Raw genomic sequence first — 18879 nt, forward strand, 5'->3', positions numbered from 1 at the left:
AATGGAATCGATGATGATATAATGAAGTTAAAGAAGAAGGTGGTGGATATCATGGAGAAGAAGGCAGATGATTTTAATGAAGATATGATTCTACAAGACATGGCATTCAACCGTGATTTAAACAAGCGAGCAAGACAGGCAAGAATGAAAAGAGAACGTGACGAAGGAAAAGAAGAAGGGCTGCAAGAAGGATTGGCTGAAGGAAAGAAACTTGGATTGAATGATGGATTAAGATATTCTGTATTAAAATTGTTTATCAAGACATATCCACAAGCCGAAACAGGCTTTCTGAAAAATCTATCCGTAGAGCAGTACGAAAAGATATTTGATTTACTTATTGAAAAAGCAAGTCTAGAAAAGATATATGAAGCTGCAGATTGTATAAAAGAGTAAACTTGGAATAAAAGGGAAGTTTCTAGTGATAGAGACTTTCTTTTGCATATTTTGATAGATTAAAAATAAAATGAAATCTTTAAATACATTTGTCAATAATTAGATAAGTATAATAAATTGAATAAAATAATAGAATATCGTGATTGTTATAAGCTTTTTGTATTGACCTTTTACTTTTATAGTGAAGTTGTGTATAATAGTAAAAACAAAGAGAGGAAATAAACATGAGTATTAGGGGAATAAAAAATCAATCAAATGATATCTATTTAAAGTATCGTCAACAAATTATACCTGAATTCTTTTATGTTGGTTATGTGGGGTTATTAGCGCAATATTTAAGAAGTGGTTTGTTTTCATTTTTTGTATCTTTGTTTTTATGCCCAATTGCTCATGGATATGTAAAATGTGCAATGACTTTGGTTGATGAGAAAAAGCCAAGAATTGATTACCATCAGTCAATGATAGGAATTATAGAATTTGCTAGAGTTGCACCAGCTTATCTTATGCGTAAGGCAATTATTCTTTTTGTTGTTTTGCTAGTTGCATTACCAACTTTATTTTCTATTCATTCATTGATACCTGAATTATCATTAGAATGGATATCATCGATTGGAAATGCTTTAATACAGACAGAATATTTTATTCCTAATTTTAAAGGAATACAACTTATTATGCATAATAGTTTACTCATATTAAATATTATTGTTTGTATTTTGGTTTATTTATTTTTGACTGCATTATTTATGCCGGTTCCATATGTCATGGAGTTAGAAGAATTTTCTTGGAGTGAATGTATTTCTTATTCTATTCGGTTGATGAGAAAAAATATTTTTAACTTTTTTGAATTGTACTTAGTTTATATGCTCAGACATATGATATACTGGGTTTTAACAGGAATTGTTATCCTGATTGTGGGATCAATTAATGAAATATTAATGTTGTTTTGCATGGTTACTTCTTTATTTTTATATATTGAAGTTTTTAAGGGTAGATTTGAAATAGCAAAGTATTTATTTTACAAAGAAATAACAGGGGGATATGATGAAAAGAGAAATAGCGAGAATCAAGAAGATTATCATTAAAGTAGGTTCATCTTCTTTATGCAATCAAAATGGGGAAATTGATAAAGAAAAAATATTAAACATAGCATTACAGATTTCTAAATTAAAAAAACAAGGTTATATAGTTGTATTGGTCTCATCAGGAGCAATTGCGGCAGGAATGGGAGCATTACATTTAAAAAGTAAACCTAGTACGATTCCAGAAAAACAAGCATTGGCAGCTATTGGACAAGCTCAACTTATGCAGATTTATGAAGAAATTTTTCATATCTTTCATTTAGATTGTGCACAGGTTTTATTAAATCATGGCGATTTTGATGATCGTAAGAGATTGTTGAATTTATCAAATACAATGCATGCTTTAATGGATTATGGTGTCATTCCAATTGTCAATGAAAATGATGCCTTAGCAGTTGATGAAATTAAAGTAGGAGATAATGATACATTATCTGCTTTATTAGTGCCTGTTGTTGATGCTGATTTATTAATTTTAGTGAGTGATATTGATGGGTTATATACAAGCCACCCTGGAAAGAATCCAGATGCTAAGTTATTAAAATATGTTGAATGTGTAACAGATGAAATTAAACAAATGGCTGGAGAACCATCTTCTTCTTTAGGAACTGGTGGAATGATGACAAAAATTAAAGCTGCTCAAATTGTTAATGATTATGGACGTGATATGGTCATTATTAATGGTGGAAAAGAAAATAGTATATTACATGTTTTTGATAATGAAGAAGGAACTTGGTTCAATGGACATAGTGGTAAAAATTTAAATGCGAGGTTACATTGGATTGCCTATCGTAGTAATGCTAAAGGAACGGTTGTTTTAGATGATGGTGCTGTTTTGGCAATTGAAGAACAAAGAAAGAGTTTATTGGCTAAAGGAGTCATTGATGTAAGTGGTCATTTTTTGATGGGACAGGTCATTGATCTTGTAGATCAACAGGGAAAGAAGATTGCTAAAGGAATTAGTAATTATTCAAGTGATGAAATTAAGCTCATTATGGGTCATGATAGTCAAGATATTGAATCTATTTTACATTATAAGGATTATGATGAAGTCATTCATGCGAATAATATGGTGGTGTTAGGAGGAGAAAGTCATGGATAAATGTTTATTAAAACAGTTAACTGAGGCAAAAGATGCGAGTCGTTTAATGAAAAATATAAGTCAAGAAGATAAAAACAAAGCATTGCTTAATATATCTTCAGCTTTACTTGAACATATTGATGAAATTATTATAGAGAATCAAAAAGATATAGCGTGTGCTAAAGAAAATAATATGTCACCGGCTATGATTGATCGTCTGCTTTTAGATAGTCAACGGATTCAATCAATGGTTCAGGACGTTAGAAAACTAACACAATTAGAAGATCCAATAGGACAAGTTATTCGTGAAATAGAGCGTCCTAATGGATTGCATATTCAACAAGTGAGAGTTCCTATTGGTGTTTTTGCGATTATATATGAATCTCGTCCTAATGTAACCGTGGATATTGCATGTTTATGTTTAAAATCAAGTAATGTTTGTGTTTTAAAAGGTGGGAAAGAAGCCATTCATTCTAATCGTATTTTAACAAGATTAATGCAAGAAGCAACCAAAGATATTTTACCTTATGGTTGTATCCATTTGATTGATAATACTGATCGTTTAATTGTTAATGAATTAATTCAAGCAAATGATTATGTTGATGTTGTTGTTCCTAGAGGTGGAAAGGGATTAATTGATTTTGTGGTTAAAAATGCAACAGTTCCAGTGATTGAAACCGGGGCAGGCAATTGTCATCTTTACATTGATAAAGAAGCAGATATGCAAAAAGCTATTGATATTAGTGTGAATGCTAAAATACAAAGACCATCAGTGTGTAATGCGATTGAAACAATCCTTGTTCATCAAGATATAGCTCATGTTTATTTGCCATTAATGGTAAAAGCGTTTGATGGAAAAGTTGAAATTCGTGGCGATGAAAAAGTTCAGCAAATCATAGATTGTTATCCTGCGACCAAAGAAGATTATGCCAAGGAATATGATGATTATATTGTTGCTATTAAAATAGTTGATTCAATTGAAGAAGCTATTTCTCATATTTATCAATATTCTACTAAACATTCAGAATCTATAATCACTGAAGATGAACAAGCAGCTGCAAAGTTTATGGATTCATTAGATTCTGCATGTGTTTATCATAATGCTTCTACGCGTTTTAGTGATGGTGGAGAATTTGGTTTTGGAGCGGAACTTGGAATTAGTACCCAAAAATTACATGCCAGAGGTCCTTTAGGACTTATTGAGATGACTTCATATCAATATAAGATTTATGGAAATGGTCAAGTTAGAAAATAATGTTTATAAAAGAATCGATGAATGATGAGATATTTATTGATTCTTTTTTGTTATAAAAATAAAAGATACTTTTTGTTGACAATACTTAGTCGACTAACTATAATTGTTAGTGCACTAAGTAATAAGGAGTGAACAAAGATGAAACATGAGAACTTTAGTAGAATTATGGAAGAATTACGGACAGTACACAAGCTTTCAACAAAACTTGTTGCTTCACGTTTTCATAATTTAACACCAGAACAGGCAAAACTGATGTTTTTAATTCATGATAATAAAATGAATCAAAAAGAAATAGCTCAAAAACTTCATATTACTGAGGCAACTCTTTCAGTAAGAATTAAACGTTTGGTTGATTCGGGGTTAGTCGAAAGAGAAATTGATAGTCAAGATAAGCGCAATAATAAAATTGTCTTATCGCCGCAGGGGGAAGAAACATTAAATGGTATGCAAAAAGAGTTTGATTATGTCTATGAAGTTATTTGTCGAGAAATGACTCAGGAAGATTTTGAAACTGTTTTGAATATCATTAAAAGAATGCAAAAAAATATAAAGGAGGAAATGGAATGATTAAGTTGCGTAAGTTTGCTTATAAATTCTGGTTACCAATTCTTTTATGTATTGGATGCGTTTTTATCCAATCTCAATCAGAATTGGCTTTACCAGATTATATGAGTAAAATTGTAACCAATGGAATTCAAGCAGGTGGTTTTGATAGTCCAGTTGCTGATGTATTTAGTGATGAAACTTTTAAACATCTTTTGGTTTTTGCTGATGATGAACAAAAGAAAACCATTGAATCAAGTTATACTTATACAAGTTATGAAAACTTAAAAGATAACTTTAAAGAAGAATTCCCTAAACTTAAAAATGCTTATGTTTTAAATGATCTATCTAAAGATGAAAAGAGTCAATTAGAGAGTGCATTAATTAAACCAATGTTGATGGTATCTTCAATTGATTCAATGGATAAAAATTCCAAAGAATATCAAGAAAGATTTGGGAATTTACCAGCTGGTATGGATATTTATCAAGTATTTTCAATGATGGATGCGAATACCAAAAAGGAAATGACAAAGAAAATTGATACACAAATAGATGCAATGGGTGAATCAACAATGTTGATTGCTGGTGGAAATGGTGTAAAGACTGAATATCTTGCATTAGGTGCTGATGTTGATAGTATTCAAACACGTTATATTCTTTCATCTGGTTTAATTATGTTGGCAATTGCTTTGTTAGGTTCAGTTGCAGCAATGATTTCTGCCTTTTTATCTTCACGTGTTGGAGCAGGTGTGGCTAGAGATTTAAGAAAAGCTGTTTTTGAAAAAGTTGAAAGTTTTTCTAATACTGAATTTAATAAATTCTCAACAGCTTCATTAATTACGCGTACAACAAATGATATTACACAAGTACAAATGTTAATGATTATGTTGCTTCGTATTGTTTTATTTGCTCCAATGATGGGTGTTGGTGCATTATATAAAGCAATTACTCATTCAACATCAATGACTTGGATTATTTTGCTTATTTTATTAGTTATTAGTGGCGTATTGTTTGTCTTAATTAAGGTTGTTATGCCTAAGTTTAAAATTATTCAATCATTAATTGATAGATTGAACTTAACAATGCGTGAAAATCTAAGTGGTGTCTTGGTTATTCGTGCTTTTGGTAATGAAAAGCATAGTGAAGATCGCTTTGATAGAGCCAATGATGATTTGACAAAAGTTAACTTATTTGTTAACCGTGCAATGGCGACATTAATGCCAATTATGATGTTTATTATGAACATTGCGACTGTGTTAGTTGTTTGGGTTGGTGCTCAACAATTAGACTTAGGAAATATTGCGATTGGGGATATGATGGCCTTTATCCAATATGCAATGCATATTATTATGTCATTCTTATTTATTGCGATGATCTTTATTATGATTCCTCGTGCAAGTGTTGCTGCTGGCAGAGTTTATGAAGTTTTATCTACTGATTTATCAATTAAAGATCCAGATGATGCAAAAGAATTTAATGCATCTCAAAAAGGATTAGTAGAATTTAAAGATGTCACTTTCCAATATCCAGGGGCTCATGAAGCTGTTTTAAGTCATATTAGTTTTACTGCTGAGCCTGGTAAGACAACTGCATTTATTGGTTCTACTGGTTCAGGTAAATCGACTTTAATTAATTTAATACCACGTTTTTATGATGTTACTGAAGGTAGTGTAACAATTGATGGGGTAGATGTTAGAGATGTTAAACAACACGATTTAAGAGAATTAATTGGGGTTGTTCCACAAAAAGGTGTCTTATTCTCAGGAACAATTCGTTCAAATCTTCAATATGGTGCACATGATGCAAGTGATGAAGAATTAAGCGAAGTGATTCGTATTGCCCAAGCAAAAGAATTTGTCGATGATAAACCAAAAGGGTTAAGTGAAGAAATTTCACAAGGTGGAACAAATGTTTCTGGTGGTCAAAAACAACGTTTAGCGATTGCTAGAGCATTAGCTAAAAATCCAGAAATCCTTATTTTTGATGATAGCTTCTCAGCTTTAGACTTTAAAACCGATGCTATTTTAAGAAAAGAATTAAGTAAGCTCACAGAAAAAACTAAAAATACAGTTTTGATTGTTGGTCAAAGAATTGCATCAATTATGGATGCTGATCAAATTATTGTATTAGATAAAGGAAAAATTGTTGGAAAAGGAACTCATAAGGAACTGATGGAAACTTGTCAGGTATACCAAGAGATTGCTTATTCACAACTTTCAAAGGAGGAATTAGCAGATGCCTAGAGGACCAATGGGACGTGGTCATGGACCCGCAACAGAAAAAGCTAAGGACTTTAAAGGAACAATCAAAAAATTATTTGCTTACTTAAAACCTTATTATGTTAAATTTATCTTTATTATTATATTTGCCGCTGGTTCAACTGTATTTTCAATCTTTGGACCAAAGATTTTAGCCAAAGCAACTGATAAATTAAGTGAAGGTATTATGGCTAAAGTCAGCAATACTGGCGGAATTGATTTTACAGCAATTTCACAGATTTTAATTTTTCTAGCATGTATTTATTTATTAAGTGCATTGTTAAATTATATTCAAGGATTTATTACTTCAGGTATTTCTCAAAGAGTGGCTTATGATTTTAGAAAAGCAATTTCGCAAAAGATGGATCGTTTACCATTAAGTTATTTTGATAAACATTCAAGTGGTGATACTTTATCACGTGTCACAAATGACGTTGATTTAATAGCTCAATCATTAAATCAAAGTATGACACAAATTGTCACTTCATCAGTCACAGTTATTGGTATTTTCATTATGATGTTAACAATTAGTGTTCCAATGACATTAATGGCATTATGTGTTTTACCAGTTTCAATGTTCCTGATGACAAGAATCATGAAAAGAACTCAAAAATATTTCTTTAGACAACAACAAAGTTTAGGAAATGTGAATGGTCATATTGAAGAAATGTATGGGGCTCATCAAGTTGTTAAAGCTTTTAATGGAGAAGAAGATTCAGTTGAAAAATTTGAAGTTTTCAATAATGATTTATATGAATCAGCATGGAAATCTCAATTCTTCTCTGGTTTAATGCAACCATTAACTAACTTTGTAGGAAACATTGGATATGTTGGAGTCTGTTTATTAGGTGGATTCTTAGCATCAGGAAATGCGATTTCAATTGGTGATATTCAAGCCTTTATTCAATATGTCCGTCAATTCAATCAGCCAATTACCCAATTAGCTCAAATCATGAATCAATTACAATCAACTGCAGCAGCAGCTGAACGTGTTTTTGAATTTTTAGATGAATCTGAATTGGAAGAAGAAACACCAAGAATTACGCATGAACAATTAGCTAAGATTGATGGTAGTGTGACTTTCAATCATGTTAATTTCGGATATAATCCAGATAAAACAATTATTAATGATTTTTCTATGCATGTGCATGCTGGACAAACTGTTGCGATTGTTGGTCCAACCGGGGCTGGAAAAACAACAATTGTTAAATTATTAATGAGATTCTATGAATTAAATAGTGGTAATATTTTAATTGATGGTCATGATATTAAGGATTATGCAAGAAGTGATTTAAGAAGTTTATTTGGTATGGTTCTTCAAGATACATGGTTATTTGGTGGAACGATTAGAGAAAACTTAAAATATGGTAAGTTAGATGCGACTGATGAAGAAATGGAAAAAGCATGTCAATTGGCTTATGCTGATCACTTTATCAACACATTAGAAGATGGTTATGATACTGTGATTAATGAGGAATCAAATAATATTTCTCAAGGTCAAAAACAATTATTAACAATTGCAAGAGCATTCTTAGCTGATCCAAAAATCTTGATTTTAGATGAAGCAACTTCTTCAGTTGATACCAGAACAGAAGTCTTAATTCAAAAAGGTATGGATAAGTTAATGGAAGGTCGTACAAGCTTCATTATTGCCCATCGTCTTTCTACAATTCGTGATGCGAATACAATTATTGTTATGAGAGATGGAGACATTGTTGAACTTGGTAACCATGAATCATTACTTGCAAAAGGTGGCTTCTATGCTGACTTATATCATTCACAATTTGAATCAAGTAAAGAAGATGAATAAAAAAAAGAGTTTGTAGAGAAATTTTACAAACTCTTTTCTTTATATAAATTTTGAATCATTTCTATTTGTCTTGTTTCACTTTCTATTTCACCTAGATAAGGATGAGTGAGACATGCTTTATGAAATTGTTCCAAGATTTTTTTAGCTTTTACTGGATTATGGCATGATAATAATTGGTAAGCATATTCAATTTTTAAAGTTGTGAGATCACGTTTAAGAAGTTTAGCCATTTTTAAATATTTTTTATCTCTTATATTATTAATTTTAGGATTTTGTGGATCTGTGAGGATAAGAATATAAAGAACGATGTTTTTGAGAAGATAAATCGTATTATCTTCCATTTGAATATTTTGATTCAAAATATGATTGGCTATATCATAGGCTTTTTGATAGTGAGATAAATCAATTTCTCTTAGACAATAGAAAGCAGTGATACTCATACAAAGATTATGTGTTAAGTCTTCATTGGAATAGATTGTAAAGTTGTCTTCATTGATATCTTTTAAGGAATATCCTTTACTCATATATTCAATAATTTTGAGTTGTTGAAAACAAGCATATTTTGTGATTGGGTATTTCATCATATTGAAAACATTTTTAGCATCATTATCTATTCCTATATTGAGTGGAAGTCCATTGGTTAGAGCACTTATCAATCCAAATATACCAAGACTAAAACAGAACGATTGTAAATAGGGATTATGGATAATTAAGCATATAATAAAGGAAATGAGTGCAGAAATAAGATTGTTAAAAACACCACCAAGATGATAAAGAACAAAAGGAAAAGGCTCTTGATAATGGTCAATACTCATCAGACATTGACCAAGTGTTCCAGGAACTTTATTCATCTTAAATACAATTTTATCATTCCTTTTTACCCACATGAAATTATAGAAACGAATAGATAAAAATTGATAGCCTGATAATAATCCAAAAATCAAATGACCACATTCATGAATAATGACTTGAAGAAAGATACATATATAAAAAGCTCCAAGAACGTAAAAAGCAGTGATAATTGATAAATCATAATCTTTAAAAAAAGCAATACCAAAATATCCACACATTCCTCCAGCAATTAAATATAAAACAAAAATAAAAAATTGACTAAAAAACTTTTTCATAAATTAACCTCACACATTATTTTTTCTTATTATAACATAGTTCTTGAAAATGATATATCTCTTTATTGTAAAGATAATTACAAAAAATACTTTACAAATAAAAAGATTTGTTGTATTCTTAGGAACCAAGGAGGTTATCAAATGGAAACAAAAGATATGTGTTTATATGCTTTATTTGCTGTACTGATTGGAGTAGGAGCGTTTATCAAGTTACCAATTTCTATTGTACCAGTAACATTACAAACATTGTTTGTGATATTGGCCGCTTTGATATTAAAAGAAAAAGCAGTTTATAGTGTGTTATTATATATTGGCATTGGATTATTAGGAATTCCAGTGTTTGCTAGTGGTGGGGGAATCTCTTATGTGCTTGTTCCTTCATTTGGGTATTTGATTGGGTTTGTTGTTTGTGCCTATTTTGTAGGACACTTTCAATACCAAAATTATATCAAAACGTTTGTTGTCTGTTTAATAGGAATGTTATTGATTTATTTGATTGGGATGTTGTATTTTGCTTTGCTTCAATATTTCTATTATGGACAAAGTTATCCTGTTATGTTTTTAATAACAAGTTTATTTCTTGTTTATATTCCAGGGGATCTTTTATCAGTCATTGCAGCAATTGTTATTTATGAAAGATTACAAGCATATGTGCCTAAAAAGATGCTTTATGAATAGTTAGTATGAAAATAAAAAAGGACTTATTTGAATGAGATGGAGAAATCCATCTTTTTCTTTATCTAAAAACTTAAAAAATAATATATAAAATTTTTTAAATAAATTTCATAAAAAGTATTTACAAATCAAAAAAAGAGGTATATACTAGCATTACTTCAAAAATTTGAAGTAAGAAATTAAAAAGTTTTAAGTAAATAAACATATAGGAGGAAATATAAATGTTTGAACAAGTGAAAGATGCATTAGTAGAATCATTAAATATTGAAGGAGAAGATATCAAATTAGAATCTAACTTAAAAGATGATTTAGGAATTGATTCATTAGCTGCAGTTGAATTATCTTTAGATTTAGAAACTGAATTTGATGTTGAAATCAGTGATGAAGAATTAGCTGCTTTAGTTACAGTTGAAGATATCGTGAAATTAATTGAATCTAAACAATAAGCTAAGTTATCTTAGCTTATTTTTCTAAGGAGGAAAATTTATGGATACAGAAAAAATCAAATCAATCATGAAAATGTTTGAAGAAAGTCAAATTTCAAAAATGGACTTAACTGATGGTGATTTGCATATCACTTTAGAAAAAGAAATGGAACCAGTGGAAGTTGTAAAAACAATAAAGAGTGCACCTATTCAAGAAGTTGAAGAAGTAAAACAAGAACAAGGAACAGCAATTACGAGTCCACTTGTAGGAACATATTATCAAGCCAGTGGAACAAATCAAGAACCATTTGTGAAAGTTGGGCAACACATTCAAGAGGGAGATACCGTTTGTATTATTGAAGCGATGAAAGTGATGAATGAAATTAAAGCGACAGTGAGTGGAACAGTTTTATCTATCAATGTAAGTGATGGAGAAACAGTTGAATATGATCAAGTTTTAATGATGATAGGGTAAGGTGAAATCATGATTGAAAAATTATTAATTGCGAATCGTGGTGAAATTGCTGTTAGAATTATAAGAACATGTAAAGAAATGGGAATTCAAAGTGTTGCTGTTTATTCAACAGCTGATAAGTCATCATTACATGTTCAGCTTGCTGATGAAGCTGTTTGTATTGGTGGACCTTTAGCCAATGAATCTTATTTGAACATGAATGCGATTATTCAAGCAGCTTGCAATACTGGTTGTGATGCAATTCATCCAGGATTTGGGTTCTTAAGTGAAAATAGTCAATTTGCTAGACTCGTTATTCAATGTGGATTGATTTGGGTTGGACCATCTCCTGAAATTATTGATATGTTAGGAAATAAAGCACAAGCTAGAAAATTGATGAAAGAAGCTGGTGTTCCTGTGATTCCTGGTTCTAAAGAAATTATAGATTCTCTACAACATGGAAAGAAAATTGCTGATGAATTAGGATATCCTGTGATGATTAAAGCAAGCAATGGCGGTGGTGGTAGAGGTATGCGTATTATTCGTCATGAAGATGAATTTGAAACGCAATACCAAAATGCGAAATCAGAAGCGAAAGCATGTTTTGGTGATGATGATGTTTATTTAGAAAAATATATAGAAAATCCTAAACATATTGAAGTTCAAGTTGTTGGAGATCAATATGGACATGTGATTCACTTGTTTGAACGTGATTGTTCTTTCCAAAGACGTCATCAAAAGATGATTGAAGAAGCACCTTGTCATATTCTAAAAAAAGAAATCAGAGAAAAATTATTTGAAGATGCTCTGAAGGCTTGTCGTCATGTCGGTTATAACAGTGTTGGAACAATTGAGTTTCTTTTAGATAAACATGGAAATTATTATTTTATGGAAATGAATACCAGAATTCAAGTGGAACATCCCATTACAGAAATGATTTGTGGTATTGATTTAATCAAATTACAGTTAAAGATGGCAGAAGGTTTAAAGATGCCTTATCAACAAGCAGATATTAAACAAAATGGCTATGCGATAGAATGTCGTATCAATGCTGAAGATATGAATAGAGATTTTGCACCAACACCTGGAAAAATCACTTTTATGCATATTCCAGGAGGTCGTGGAATCCGTGTTGATAGTGCTATGTATAATGGTTGTGTTATTTCACCATATTATGATTCAATGATTTTAAAATTGATTACATTTGCGCCAACACGTCTTGAATGTATTAAAAAAATGCGTGCAGCATTAAGTGAAGTCATTATTGATGGAATTTCTACCAATACAAAATTCCATTACTATGTCTTACATGCGAAAGACTTTATTGATGGAAGTTATGATACAGGATTTTGTGAAAACTTTATAAAGGAGTTGAAAGAGAATGGATCAATTGTTTAAAAAAAGAAACCAAGAATTAAAAGAATTTTCAACTTGGTTAAAAAGACATAAACCCAAAGCAAAAAAAGAAGTACCAGATAATATTTTTAAACAATGTGATGCTTGTCATCAATCAATTCCTTATTTTACCTTAGTAGAAAATGATTATGTTTGTCCACATTGTGGAAATCATATGAAAATCAGTGCTAGACAAAGGATTCGTGATCTTGTTGATGAAGGTAGCTGGCGTGAATATTTTCAAAGAGATATTTCTAAAAATATTGAAGATTTTCCTGGTTATGATCAAAAACTTCAAAAAGCCAAAATGTCAACTGGTATGAATGAAGCGGTGATTTGTGGAATTGGACAAATTGATCATCAAAAGGTAGTTCTATGTATTATGGATTCTCGTTTTATGATGGGAAGTATGGGAAAAGTCGTTGGTGAAAAAATCTGTAAAGGTGTCGAGTTAGCAATACGTAAAAAGTTACCTTTGATTATTAGTTGTACCAGTGGTGGTGCCCGTATGCAAGAGGGAATTGATTCTTTAATGCAAATGGCAAAAGTTTCAAGTGCATTAAAAAGATTTTCAAATCTTGGAGGCTTTTATATCACTCTACTAACTCATCCAACAACGGGTGGTGTAAGTGCAAGTTTTGCTATGCTAGGGGATATTATTATTGCTGAACCTCATGCATTAGTTGGATTTGCTGGAAAGCGTGTTATTGAAAAAACAATGAAGCAGGAATTACCTGAAGGTTTTCAAACAGCTGAGTTTTTATTAGATAAGGGATTTATAGATATGATTGTTGAAAGAAAAGATTTAAAGAAAGTTTTCTCGGATTTACTGAGAATGCATGGAGGTCGCTCATGAATATAGTGGAAAATGAAAGAAAAATCAAAGAACTCCAAGCACATGTTTTGACACTGGAACCTGGTCAAGAATATGACACATTAACAAAAAAAATCGATGAATTAATCAAAGAAACTTATGAAAATCTTTCTGCATGGGATCGTGTCACTCTCGCAAGAGATCCATCACGTCCTAAGGCAAGTGATTTTATTGAAGGATTGTTTCATGATTTTTATGAATTCCATGGGGATCGTTGTTTTGGAGATGATCATGCGATGATTGGGGGAATTGCATATTTTCATGACAAACCAGTGACAGTGATTGCTCAAGCTAAAGGAAAATCTTTGCAAGAAAATTTAGAGAGAAATTTTGGAATGTGTAATCCTGAAGGTTATCGTAAAGCCCTTCGTCTTGCAAAACAAGCTGAAAAATTTCATCGTCCAATTATTACTTTTGTTGATACGGCTGGGGCATATCCAGGAATTGAAGCAGAGGAAAGAGGTCAAGCACAAGCCATTGCTGAATGTTTATATACATTTTCTGATTTAAAAACACCAGTGATTTGTGTTGTACTTTCAGAAGGTGGAAGTGGGGGAGCCTTAGCATTAAGTGTTGCTGATCGTATTTGTATGATGGAAAATGCAATTTATTCTGTGTTATCACCAGAAGGATTTGCTAGTATTTTATGGAAAGATGAAACAAGAGCTCAAGAAGCTGCTGAAGTGATGAAATTAACATCATATGATTTGTATCAAAAAGGAATTATTGATTATTTAGTGAAAGAACCAACAGGTGGTATGCAAAATGATTTAAAACTTGTTTTACATGATTTAGATCGTTATTTGACACAGGAACTTGAAAAGCTTGAAAATATGAAAGAAAAAGATATGTTAGAAAAACGTTATCAAAAATTTCGTGAAATGGGAAGAATGTCATGAATCAAATAAAAATATTAGGTAGTGGTATAGCCAAAGCCAATCAAAAAATTACAAACTTTGATTTAGAAAAAAGAGTTGATACAAGTGATGAATGGATTGTTCAAAGAACAGGAATATCATCACGCTATGTAAGTGTTGGTGAAAATACGAGTGATTTGGCAGTTCGTGCTGCATTACAGGCAATTGATAATGCGCAAATTCAAAAAGAGGATATTGATGTGATTATTGTTGCGACAATGACACCTGATTGTATGACTCCATCTACTGCTTGTTTGGTGCAAGCAAAATTAGGATTAAATGATTATCCCATTTTGGCATTTGATTTAAATGCTGCATGTAGTGGTTTCTTATATGCTTTTCAAGTTGCAAGTGATTTGTTAAATCGTTATCAAAATATTTTGGTGATTGGTAGTGAAACATTAAGTAAAATGATTGATTGGAATGATCGCAGTACATGTGTCTTATTTGGGGATGGGGCAGGTGCTGTGATTATGAGTCGAGGACAATCAAAATTGTATCACTATGCCAATAGTGAAGGAGATTTAAATGGTGTTTTAAAGGCTGAAGGATTACCACTTATTGAACATTTAGAAAATCATCAGCCAATTCAAAGTTTTTTAACAATGCAGGGAAATGATGTGTTTAGATTTGCAGTGAGGGTTTTAAAAGAATCAATTGAACAAGTCTTAGAACTTGCTCAATTATCAATAGATGATATCGACTTGATTATTCCTCATCAAGCCAATTTACGTATTATTAATCATGTTGCTAAAAAAATGAAAGTGGATATTTCAAAGTTCTATGTCAATTTACAAGACTATGGAAATACATCAGCAGCGAGTATTCCTATTGCCTATGCTTTGGCAAGACAAGAAGGACTGATTGATGAGCATAAGCGTATTATTCTTGTAGGATTTGGCTCAGGATTGACATATGGAGCAACATTGATTGATAAAGCAGGAGGAGAAAATGATGTTAAATAAATTATTAAATATAAAATATCCCATTATTCAAGGGGCCATGGCCAATATTGCAACTGCTCAGTTTGCATCTTGTGTGTCTAACTGTGGAGGACTTGGGATTATTGCAACAGGTTCATTAAATGGAGAACAAACACGTGCACAGATTCAAGAATGTAAACAACTTACAGACAAGCCATTTGGTGTCAATATTATGTTGATGAATCCTTATGCGTCAGAAATCGTTGATGTCATTGTTGAAGAAGGTGTTGCAGTGGTGACAACGGGAGCAGGTAATCCTGGACCTTATATGGAAAAGTTAAAAAGTGCTGGAATTAAAGTTTTTCCAGTTGTTCCAAGTGTTGGTTTAGCTAAAAGAATGGAACGTGCTGGGGCTGATGCATTGATTGTAGAAGGTGGCGAATCTGGTGGACATGTTGGTGAAATGACAACCATGGCATTATTACCACAAGTTGTAGATGCTGTTAATATTCCAGTAATTGCAGCTGGAGGAATTGGTGATGGTCGAGGAATGGTGGCCGCACTAGCATTAGGTGCCTGTGGGGTTCAAGTTGGAACATGTTTATTGGTAGCTGATGAATGTCCAATTCATGACAATTATAAAGAAGCAGTTATCAAGGCAAAAGATACAGATACTGTAGTGACAGGGAAAAGTGTTAATACACCTGTTCGTATTTTAAAGAATCAGATGGCAAGACAATATTTAAAATTAGAAGGTCATTTTGAAAGTTGTGAAGAATTAGAAAAATTGACATTAGGTGGTTTACGTAAAGCTGTTCAAGATGGTGATATGAAAACAGGTTCAGTGATGATGGGTCAAATTGCAGGAATGATTAAAGAAAAAAAGCCAATGCAACAAATCTTAGATGACATGATGTCATCAGCACAAGTTGCCTATCAAAAGTTAAGTGATGTTATGGAGGAAATCTAAATGATTCAAATTCAAGATAAATACTTAGACATTCCTCTTATTCAAGGTGGAATGGGAGTTGGTGTTTCTTTATCATCACTGGCAGGACATGTCGCAATGTGTGGTGGAATGGGTGTCATTAGTGCTGCTCATCCAGGCTATCTTTATGAAGGTTTTCGCCAAAATCCTATCGCAACAAATTGCCAAGCAATTAAAGATCATATCAAACGTGCTAAAGAGATTGCTCAAGGTCATGGGTTGATTGGTGTGAATATTATGGTCGCAGGACAGGGTTATGAAGATCTTGTTAAAGCTTCTGTTGATGGAGGATGTGATGCGATTATTTCGGGGGCTGGACTTCCGTTAGATTTACCGAAATATGCCAAAGGAAAAACCTTGTTAGCACCAATTGTCTCAAGTGGAAAAGCGGCAAGATTAATTGCGAGAGTCTGGGAAAAACGTTATCAATATACACCTGATTTTGTGGTTATTGAAGGTAGTGAAGCGGGTGGACATTTAGGTTTTAAAAAAGAAGATCTGTTAAATGGAACTTGTCAGACATTGAGTGAAATCTTAGCTGATGTGAAAAAAGAATTAAAACCTTTTGAGGAAAAATTTAAAAAGATGATTCCTATTTTTGTCGCAGGAGGTATTGATTCAGGAAAGAAAATTGCTCAGTTTATTCATTTAGGAGCAACTGGTGTCCAAATCGCAACACCTTTTATCGCAACTTATGAATGTGATGCCTCTCAAGCTTTTAAAGATGCTGTCATTCAAGCATGTGATGAAGATATTGAAATAGTGAAAAGTCCAACAGGTTTTCCAGGTCGTGCCATTGTGAATGAGTTTGTGAAAAAGACCCGAATGACAGGCAATATCACAATGAAAAATTGTCTTCACTGTATGATTCCATGTACACCAGAAGATACACCTTATTGTATAAGTGAAGCCTTAATTCAAAGTGTTAAAGGCAATGTTGAAAATGGATTGGTTTTTGTTGGAACACAAGCAGCTAAAATCACAAAAATGAAACATGTCAATGAATTGATTCAAGAGTATATGAATGAAATGGAGGAATATCTATGAAATTAGGATTTATCTTTGCTGGGCAAGGTGCTCAATATGTGGGAATGGGAAAAGAACTTTATGAACAATATGAAGTGGCTAGAGACGTTTTCAATCAAGCACATATTGATATTGATGTCAAAAAAGTTTGTTTTGAAGGACCAGAAGATATTTTAAATGAAACATCTTATGCGCAACCTTGTTTATTAACAACTTCACTAGCAATTGCACGTGTTATTGAATCCTATGGTATTTATCCTGATTATGTGGCTGGACTTTCTTTAGGGGAATATTCGGCTTTAACATATGCTGGAGCATTTGATCTTCAAGATGCCATTGCGATTGTAAGACGTAGAGGTCAATTGATGAGTGAAGCTTTACCAGCAGGAACGACTTCAATGGCAGCTGTTTTAGCAATGGATGCCAGTCGCATTGAAGATGTCATTAAAGATATAGATGATGTAACAATTGCAAATTATAACTGTCCTGGACAAATTGTTATTACTGGGAAAAAAGAAGCCGTTGAAAAAGCATCAGAAAAATTAAAAGAAGCTGGAGCGAAGCGTGTAATTCCTTTAAAGGTTTCAGGAGCTTTCCATTCACCATTACTTGAAGATGCTTCAATGAAATTAAAAGCAGAATTAGAAAAATATGATATTCATCAACCACAAATTCCAGTTGTTTATAATATTTCTGGAAAAGAAGAAGATGGAAATCTTATTGATATTTTAACCAAACAAATCAAATCAAGTGTCTACTTTTATCAATCACTTCAATACATGATTGCGCATGGGGTTGAAGCCTTTGTGGAAATAGGGCCAGGCAAAGCCTTAAGTGCATTTGTGAAAAAAACAGATAAATCAATTCCTGTTTATAGTGTTGATAGTATAGAAAGTTTAAATCAATTGTTAGGAGCGTTGAAAGATGAATAAAGTTGCAGTGATTACCGGAGCAGCGCGTGGTATTGGAAAAGCGATTGCGCTTAAGTTTGCAAGTCAAGGATATCATGTTGTGATCAATTATCGTGGAAGTGAAGAAAAAGCCAATGCTGTTAAAGAACAGTGCATAGCATTAGGTGTAGAGGCATTGACTTATCAAGGTGATGTCAGTCATTATCAAGAGATGGAAGATATGATGAAAGCTGTCATGGAAAAATTTGGACGTATTGATGTGTTAGTCAATAATTCAGGGATTACCAAGGATCAGTTATTATTAAAAATGGATAGTGAATCATTTATGGATGTAATTGATGTGAATTTAAAAGGCACTTTCAATACAATCAAAGCTGTCAGTCGAATTATGATGAAACAAAAATCAGGAGTGATTATCAATATGTCTAGTGTGATTGGTGAAATTGGTAATGCTGGTCAAGCCAATTATGCAGCGAGTAAAGCTGGTGTTTTAGGCTTAACAAAATCAATTGCCAAGGAATTTGCCCCACGTCATATTCGTGTCAATGCGATTGCTCCAGGATTTATTGCAACTGATATGACAGATGTTTTAAATGAACAAACAAAAGAAAATATCTTACAAGCCATTCCTTTAAAATCATTAGGTGAGGCTGAAGATGTCGCTAACGTTGCTTATTTTTTAGCAAGTGATGATGCGAAATATATAACAGGCCAAGTCATTAATGTAGATGGTGGCATGGTGATGTAA

At 32.2% G+C, this 18879-nt stretch carries 19 protein-coding genes; 18 read left to right on the top strand and 1 reads right to left on the bottom strand.

Annotation, left to right across the window (positions count from 1 at the left end; translation table 11 throughout):
- The 7 genes from EDD60_RS00005 to EDD60_RS00035 form a co-directional block, all read left to right on the top strand.
- Positions 1 to 393: hypothetical protein (locus tag EDD60_RS00005; protein WP_207905267.1), on the top strand; the 393-nt coding region annotated here is incomplete at its 5' end.
- A gap of 224 nt (positions 394 to 617) precedes the next feature.
- Positions 618 to 1475: a hypothetical protein gene (locus tag EDD60_RS00010; protein ID WP_066444903.1), complete on the top strand. Its 858-nt coding sequence runs from the start codon at positions 618 to 620 to the stop codon at positions 1473 to 1475.
- Complete coding sequence (gene proB, locus EDD60_RS00015) at positions 1435 to 2571, top strand: glutamate 5-kinase (protein ID WP_066444905.1); 1137 nt, start codon at positions 1435 to 1437, stop codon at positions 2569 to 2571. Before EDD60_RS00010 ends, proB begins: the two co-directional genes overlap by 41 nt.
- Entirely contained in the window at positions 2564 to 3805 is a 1242-nt protein-coding gene (locus EDD60_RS00020; RefSeq protein ID WP_066444908.1) for a glutamate-5-semialdehyde dehydrogenase, read from the top strand. Before proB ends, EDD60_RS00020 begins: the two co-directional genes overlap by 8 nt.
- Before the next feature lie 138 nt (positions 3806 to 3943).
- Positions 3944 to 4372, top strand: coding sequence for a MarR family winged helix-turn-helix transcriptional regulator (locus EDD60_RS00025; RefSeq protein ID WP_066444911.1), 429 nt, complete (start codon positions 3944 to 3946; stop codon positions 4370 to 4372).
- Positions 4369 to 6591 (top strand): ABC transporter ATP-binding protein, encoded by a 2223-nt coding sequence (locus EDD60_RS00030; RefSeq protein WP_066444915.1) that lies wholly within the window; start codon positions 4369 to 4371, stop codon positions 6589 to 6591. The genes EDD60_RS00025 and EDD60_RS00030 overlap by 4 nt, the downstream gene beginning before the upstream one ends.
- Positions 6584 to 8416, top strand: a complete 1833-nt coding sequence (locus EDD60_RS00035) for an ABC transporter ATP-binding protein (protein ID WP_066444918.1) — start codon at positions 6584 to 6586, stop codon at positions 8414 to 8416. The genes EDD60_RS00030 and EDD60_RS00035 overlap by 8 nt, the downstream gene beginning before the upstream one ends.
- A 23-nt stretch (positions 8417 to 8439) precedes the next feature.
- On the opposite strand, the gene EDD60_RS00040 is transcribed toward EDD60_RS00035, so the two are convergent.
- Complete coding sequence (locus EDD60_RS00040; protein ID WP_066444921.1) at positions 8440 to 9543, bottom strand: site-2 protease family protein; 1104 nt, start codon at positions 9541 to 9543, stop codon at positions 8440 to 8442.
- A 141-nt stretch (positions 9544 to 9684) separates the two neighbouring features.
- Between EDD60_RS00040 and EDD60_RS00045 the strand changes: the two genes are divergently transcribed.
- The 11 genes from EDD60_RS00045 to fabG all read left to right on the top strand — a co-directional run bounded on the left by EDD60_RS00045 (position 9685) and on the right by fabG (position 18879).
- Positions 9685 to 10221, top strand: a complete 537-nt coding sequence (locus EDD60_RS00045; RefSeq protein ID WP_132226099.1) for a biotin transporter BioY — start codon at positions 9685 to 9687, stop codon at positions 10219 to 10221.
- Between the two features lie 218 nt (positions 10222 to 10439).
- On the top strand, positions 10440 to 10664 hold the full coding sequence (locus tag EDD60_RS00050) for an acyl carrier protein (RefSeq protein WP_066444924.1): 225 nt from the start codon (positions 10440 to 10442) through the stop codon (positions 10662 to 10664).
- A 40-nt stretch (positions 10665 to 10704) separates the two neighbouring features.
- The gene (locus EDD60_RS00055; RefSeq protein WP_066444927.1) at positions 10705 to 11118 is read left to right on the top strand and encodes an acetyl-CoA carboxylase biotin carboxyl carrier protein; all 414 of its coding nucleotides are present in this window, start codon (positions 10705 to 10707) and stop codon (positions 11116 to 11118) included.
- Between the two features lie 9 nt (positions 11119 to 11127).
- Positions 11128 to 12495, top strand: coding sequence for an acetyl-CoA carboxylase biotin carboxylase subunit (accC, locus tag EDD60_RS00060; RefSeq protein WP_066444930.1), 1368 nt, complete (start codon positions 11128 to 11130; stop codon positions 12493 to 12495).
- Complete coding sequence (accD, locus tag EDD60_RS00065; RefSeq protein WP_066444932.1) at positions 12479 to 13348, top strand: acetyl-CoA carboxylase, carboxyltransferase subunit beta; 870 nt, start codon at positions 12479 to 12481, stop codon at positions 13346 to 13348. Before accC ends, accD begins: the two co-directional genes overlap by 17 nt.
- Positions 13345 to 14265, top strand: a complete 921-nt coding sequence (locus tag EDD60_RS00070) for an acetyl-CoA carboxylase carboxyltransferase subunit alpha (protein WP_066444936.1) — start codon at positions 13345 to 13347, stop codon at positions 14263 to 14265. The genes accD and EDD60_RS00070 overlap by 4 nt, the downstream gene beginning before the upstream one ends.
- Positions 14262 to 15248 carry a beta-ketoacyl-ACP synthase III gene (locus EDD60_RS00075; protein ID WP_066444938.1) on the top strand — a complete coding sequence of 329 codons (987 nt, stop codon included), beginning with the start codon at positions 14262 to 14264 and terminating at the stop codon, positions 15246 to 15248. Before EDD60_RS00070 ends, EDD60_RS00075 begins: the two co-directional genes overlap by 4 nt.
- Entirely contained in the window at positions 15235 to 16176 is a 942-nt protein-coding gene (fabK, locus tag EDD60_RS00080) for an enoyl-[acyl-carrier-protein] reductase FabK (RefSeq protein ID WP_132226100.1), read from the top strand. Before EDD60_RS00075 ends, fabK begins: the two co-directional genes overlap by 14 nt.
- A complete protein-coding gene (locus EDD60_RS00085) occupies positions 16177 to 17241 on the top strand; it encodes an NAD(P)H-dependent flavin oxidoreductase (protein WP_066444943.1) in 1065 nt (354 codons plus the stop codon). It begins immediately after the preceding gene.
- Positions 17238 to 18152: an ACP S-malonyltransferase gene (gene fabD, locus EDD60_RS00090; protein ID WP_066444947.1), complete on the top strand. Its 915-nt coding sequence runs from the start codon at positions 17238 to 17240 to the stop codon at positions 18150 to 18152. The genes EDD60_RS00085 and fabD overlap by 4 nt, the downstream gene beginning before the upstream one ends.
- Positions 18145 to 18879 (top strand): 3-oxoacyl-[acyl-carrier-protein] reductase, encoded by a 735-nt coding sequence (fabG, locus tag EDD60_RS00095; RefSeq protein ID WP_066444949.1) that lies wholly within the window; start codon positions 18145 to 18147, stop codon positions 18877 to 18879. The genes fabD and fabG overlap by 8 nt, the downstream gene beginning before the upstream one ends.

The sequence above is a fragment of the Longibaculum muris genome, from assembly GCF_004343035.1.
Classification (GTDB): Bacteria; Bacillota_I; Bacilli_A; order Erysipelotrichales; family Coprobacillaceae; genus Longibaculum; species Longibaculum muris.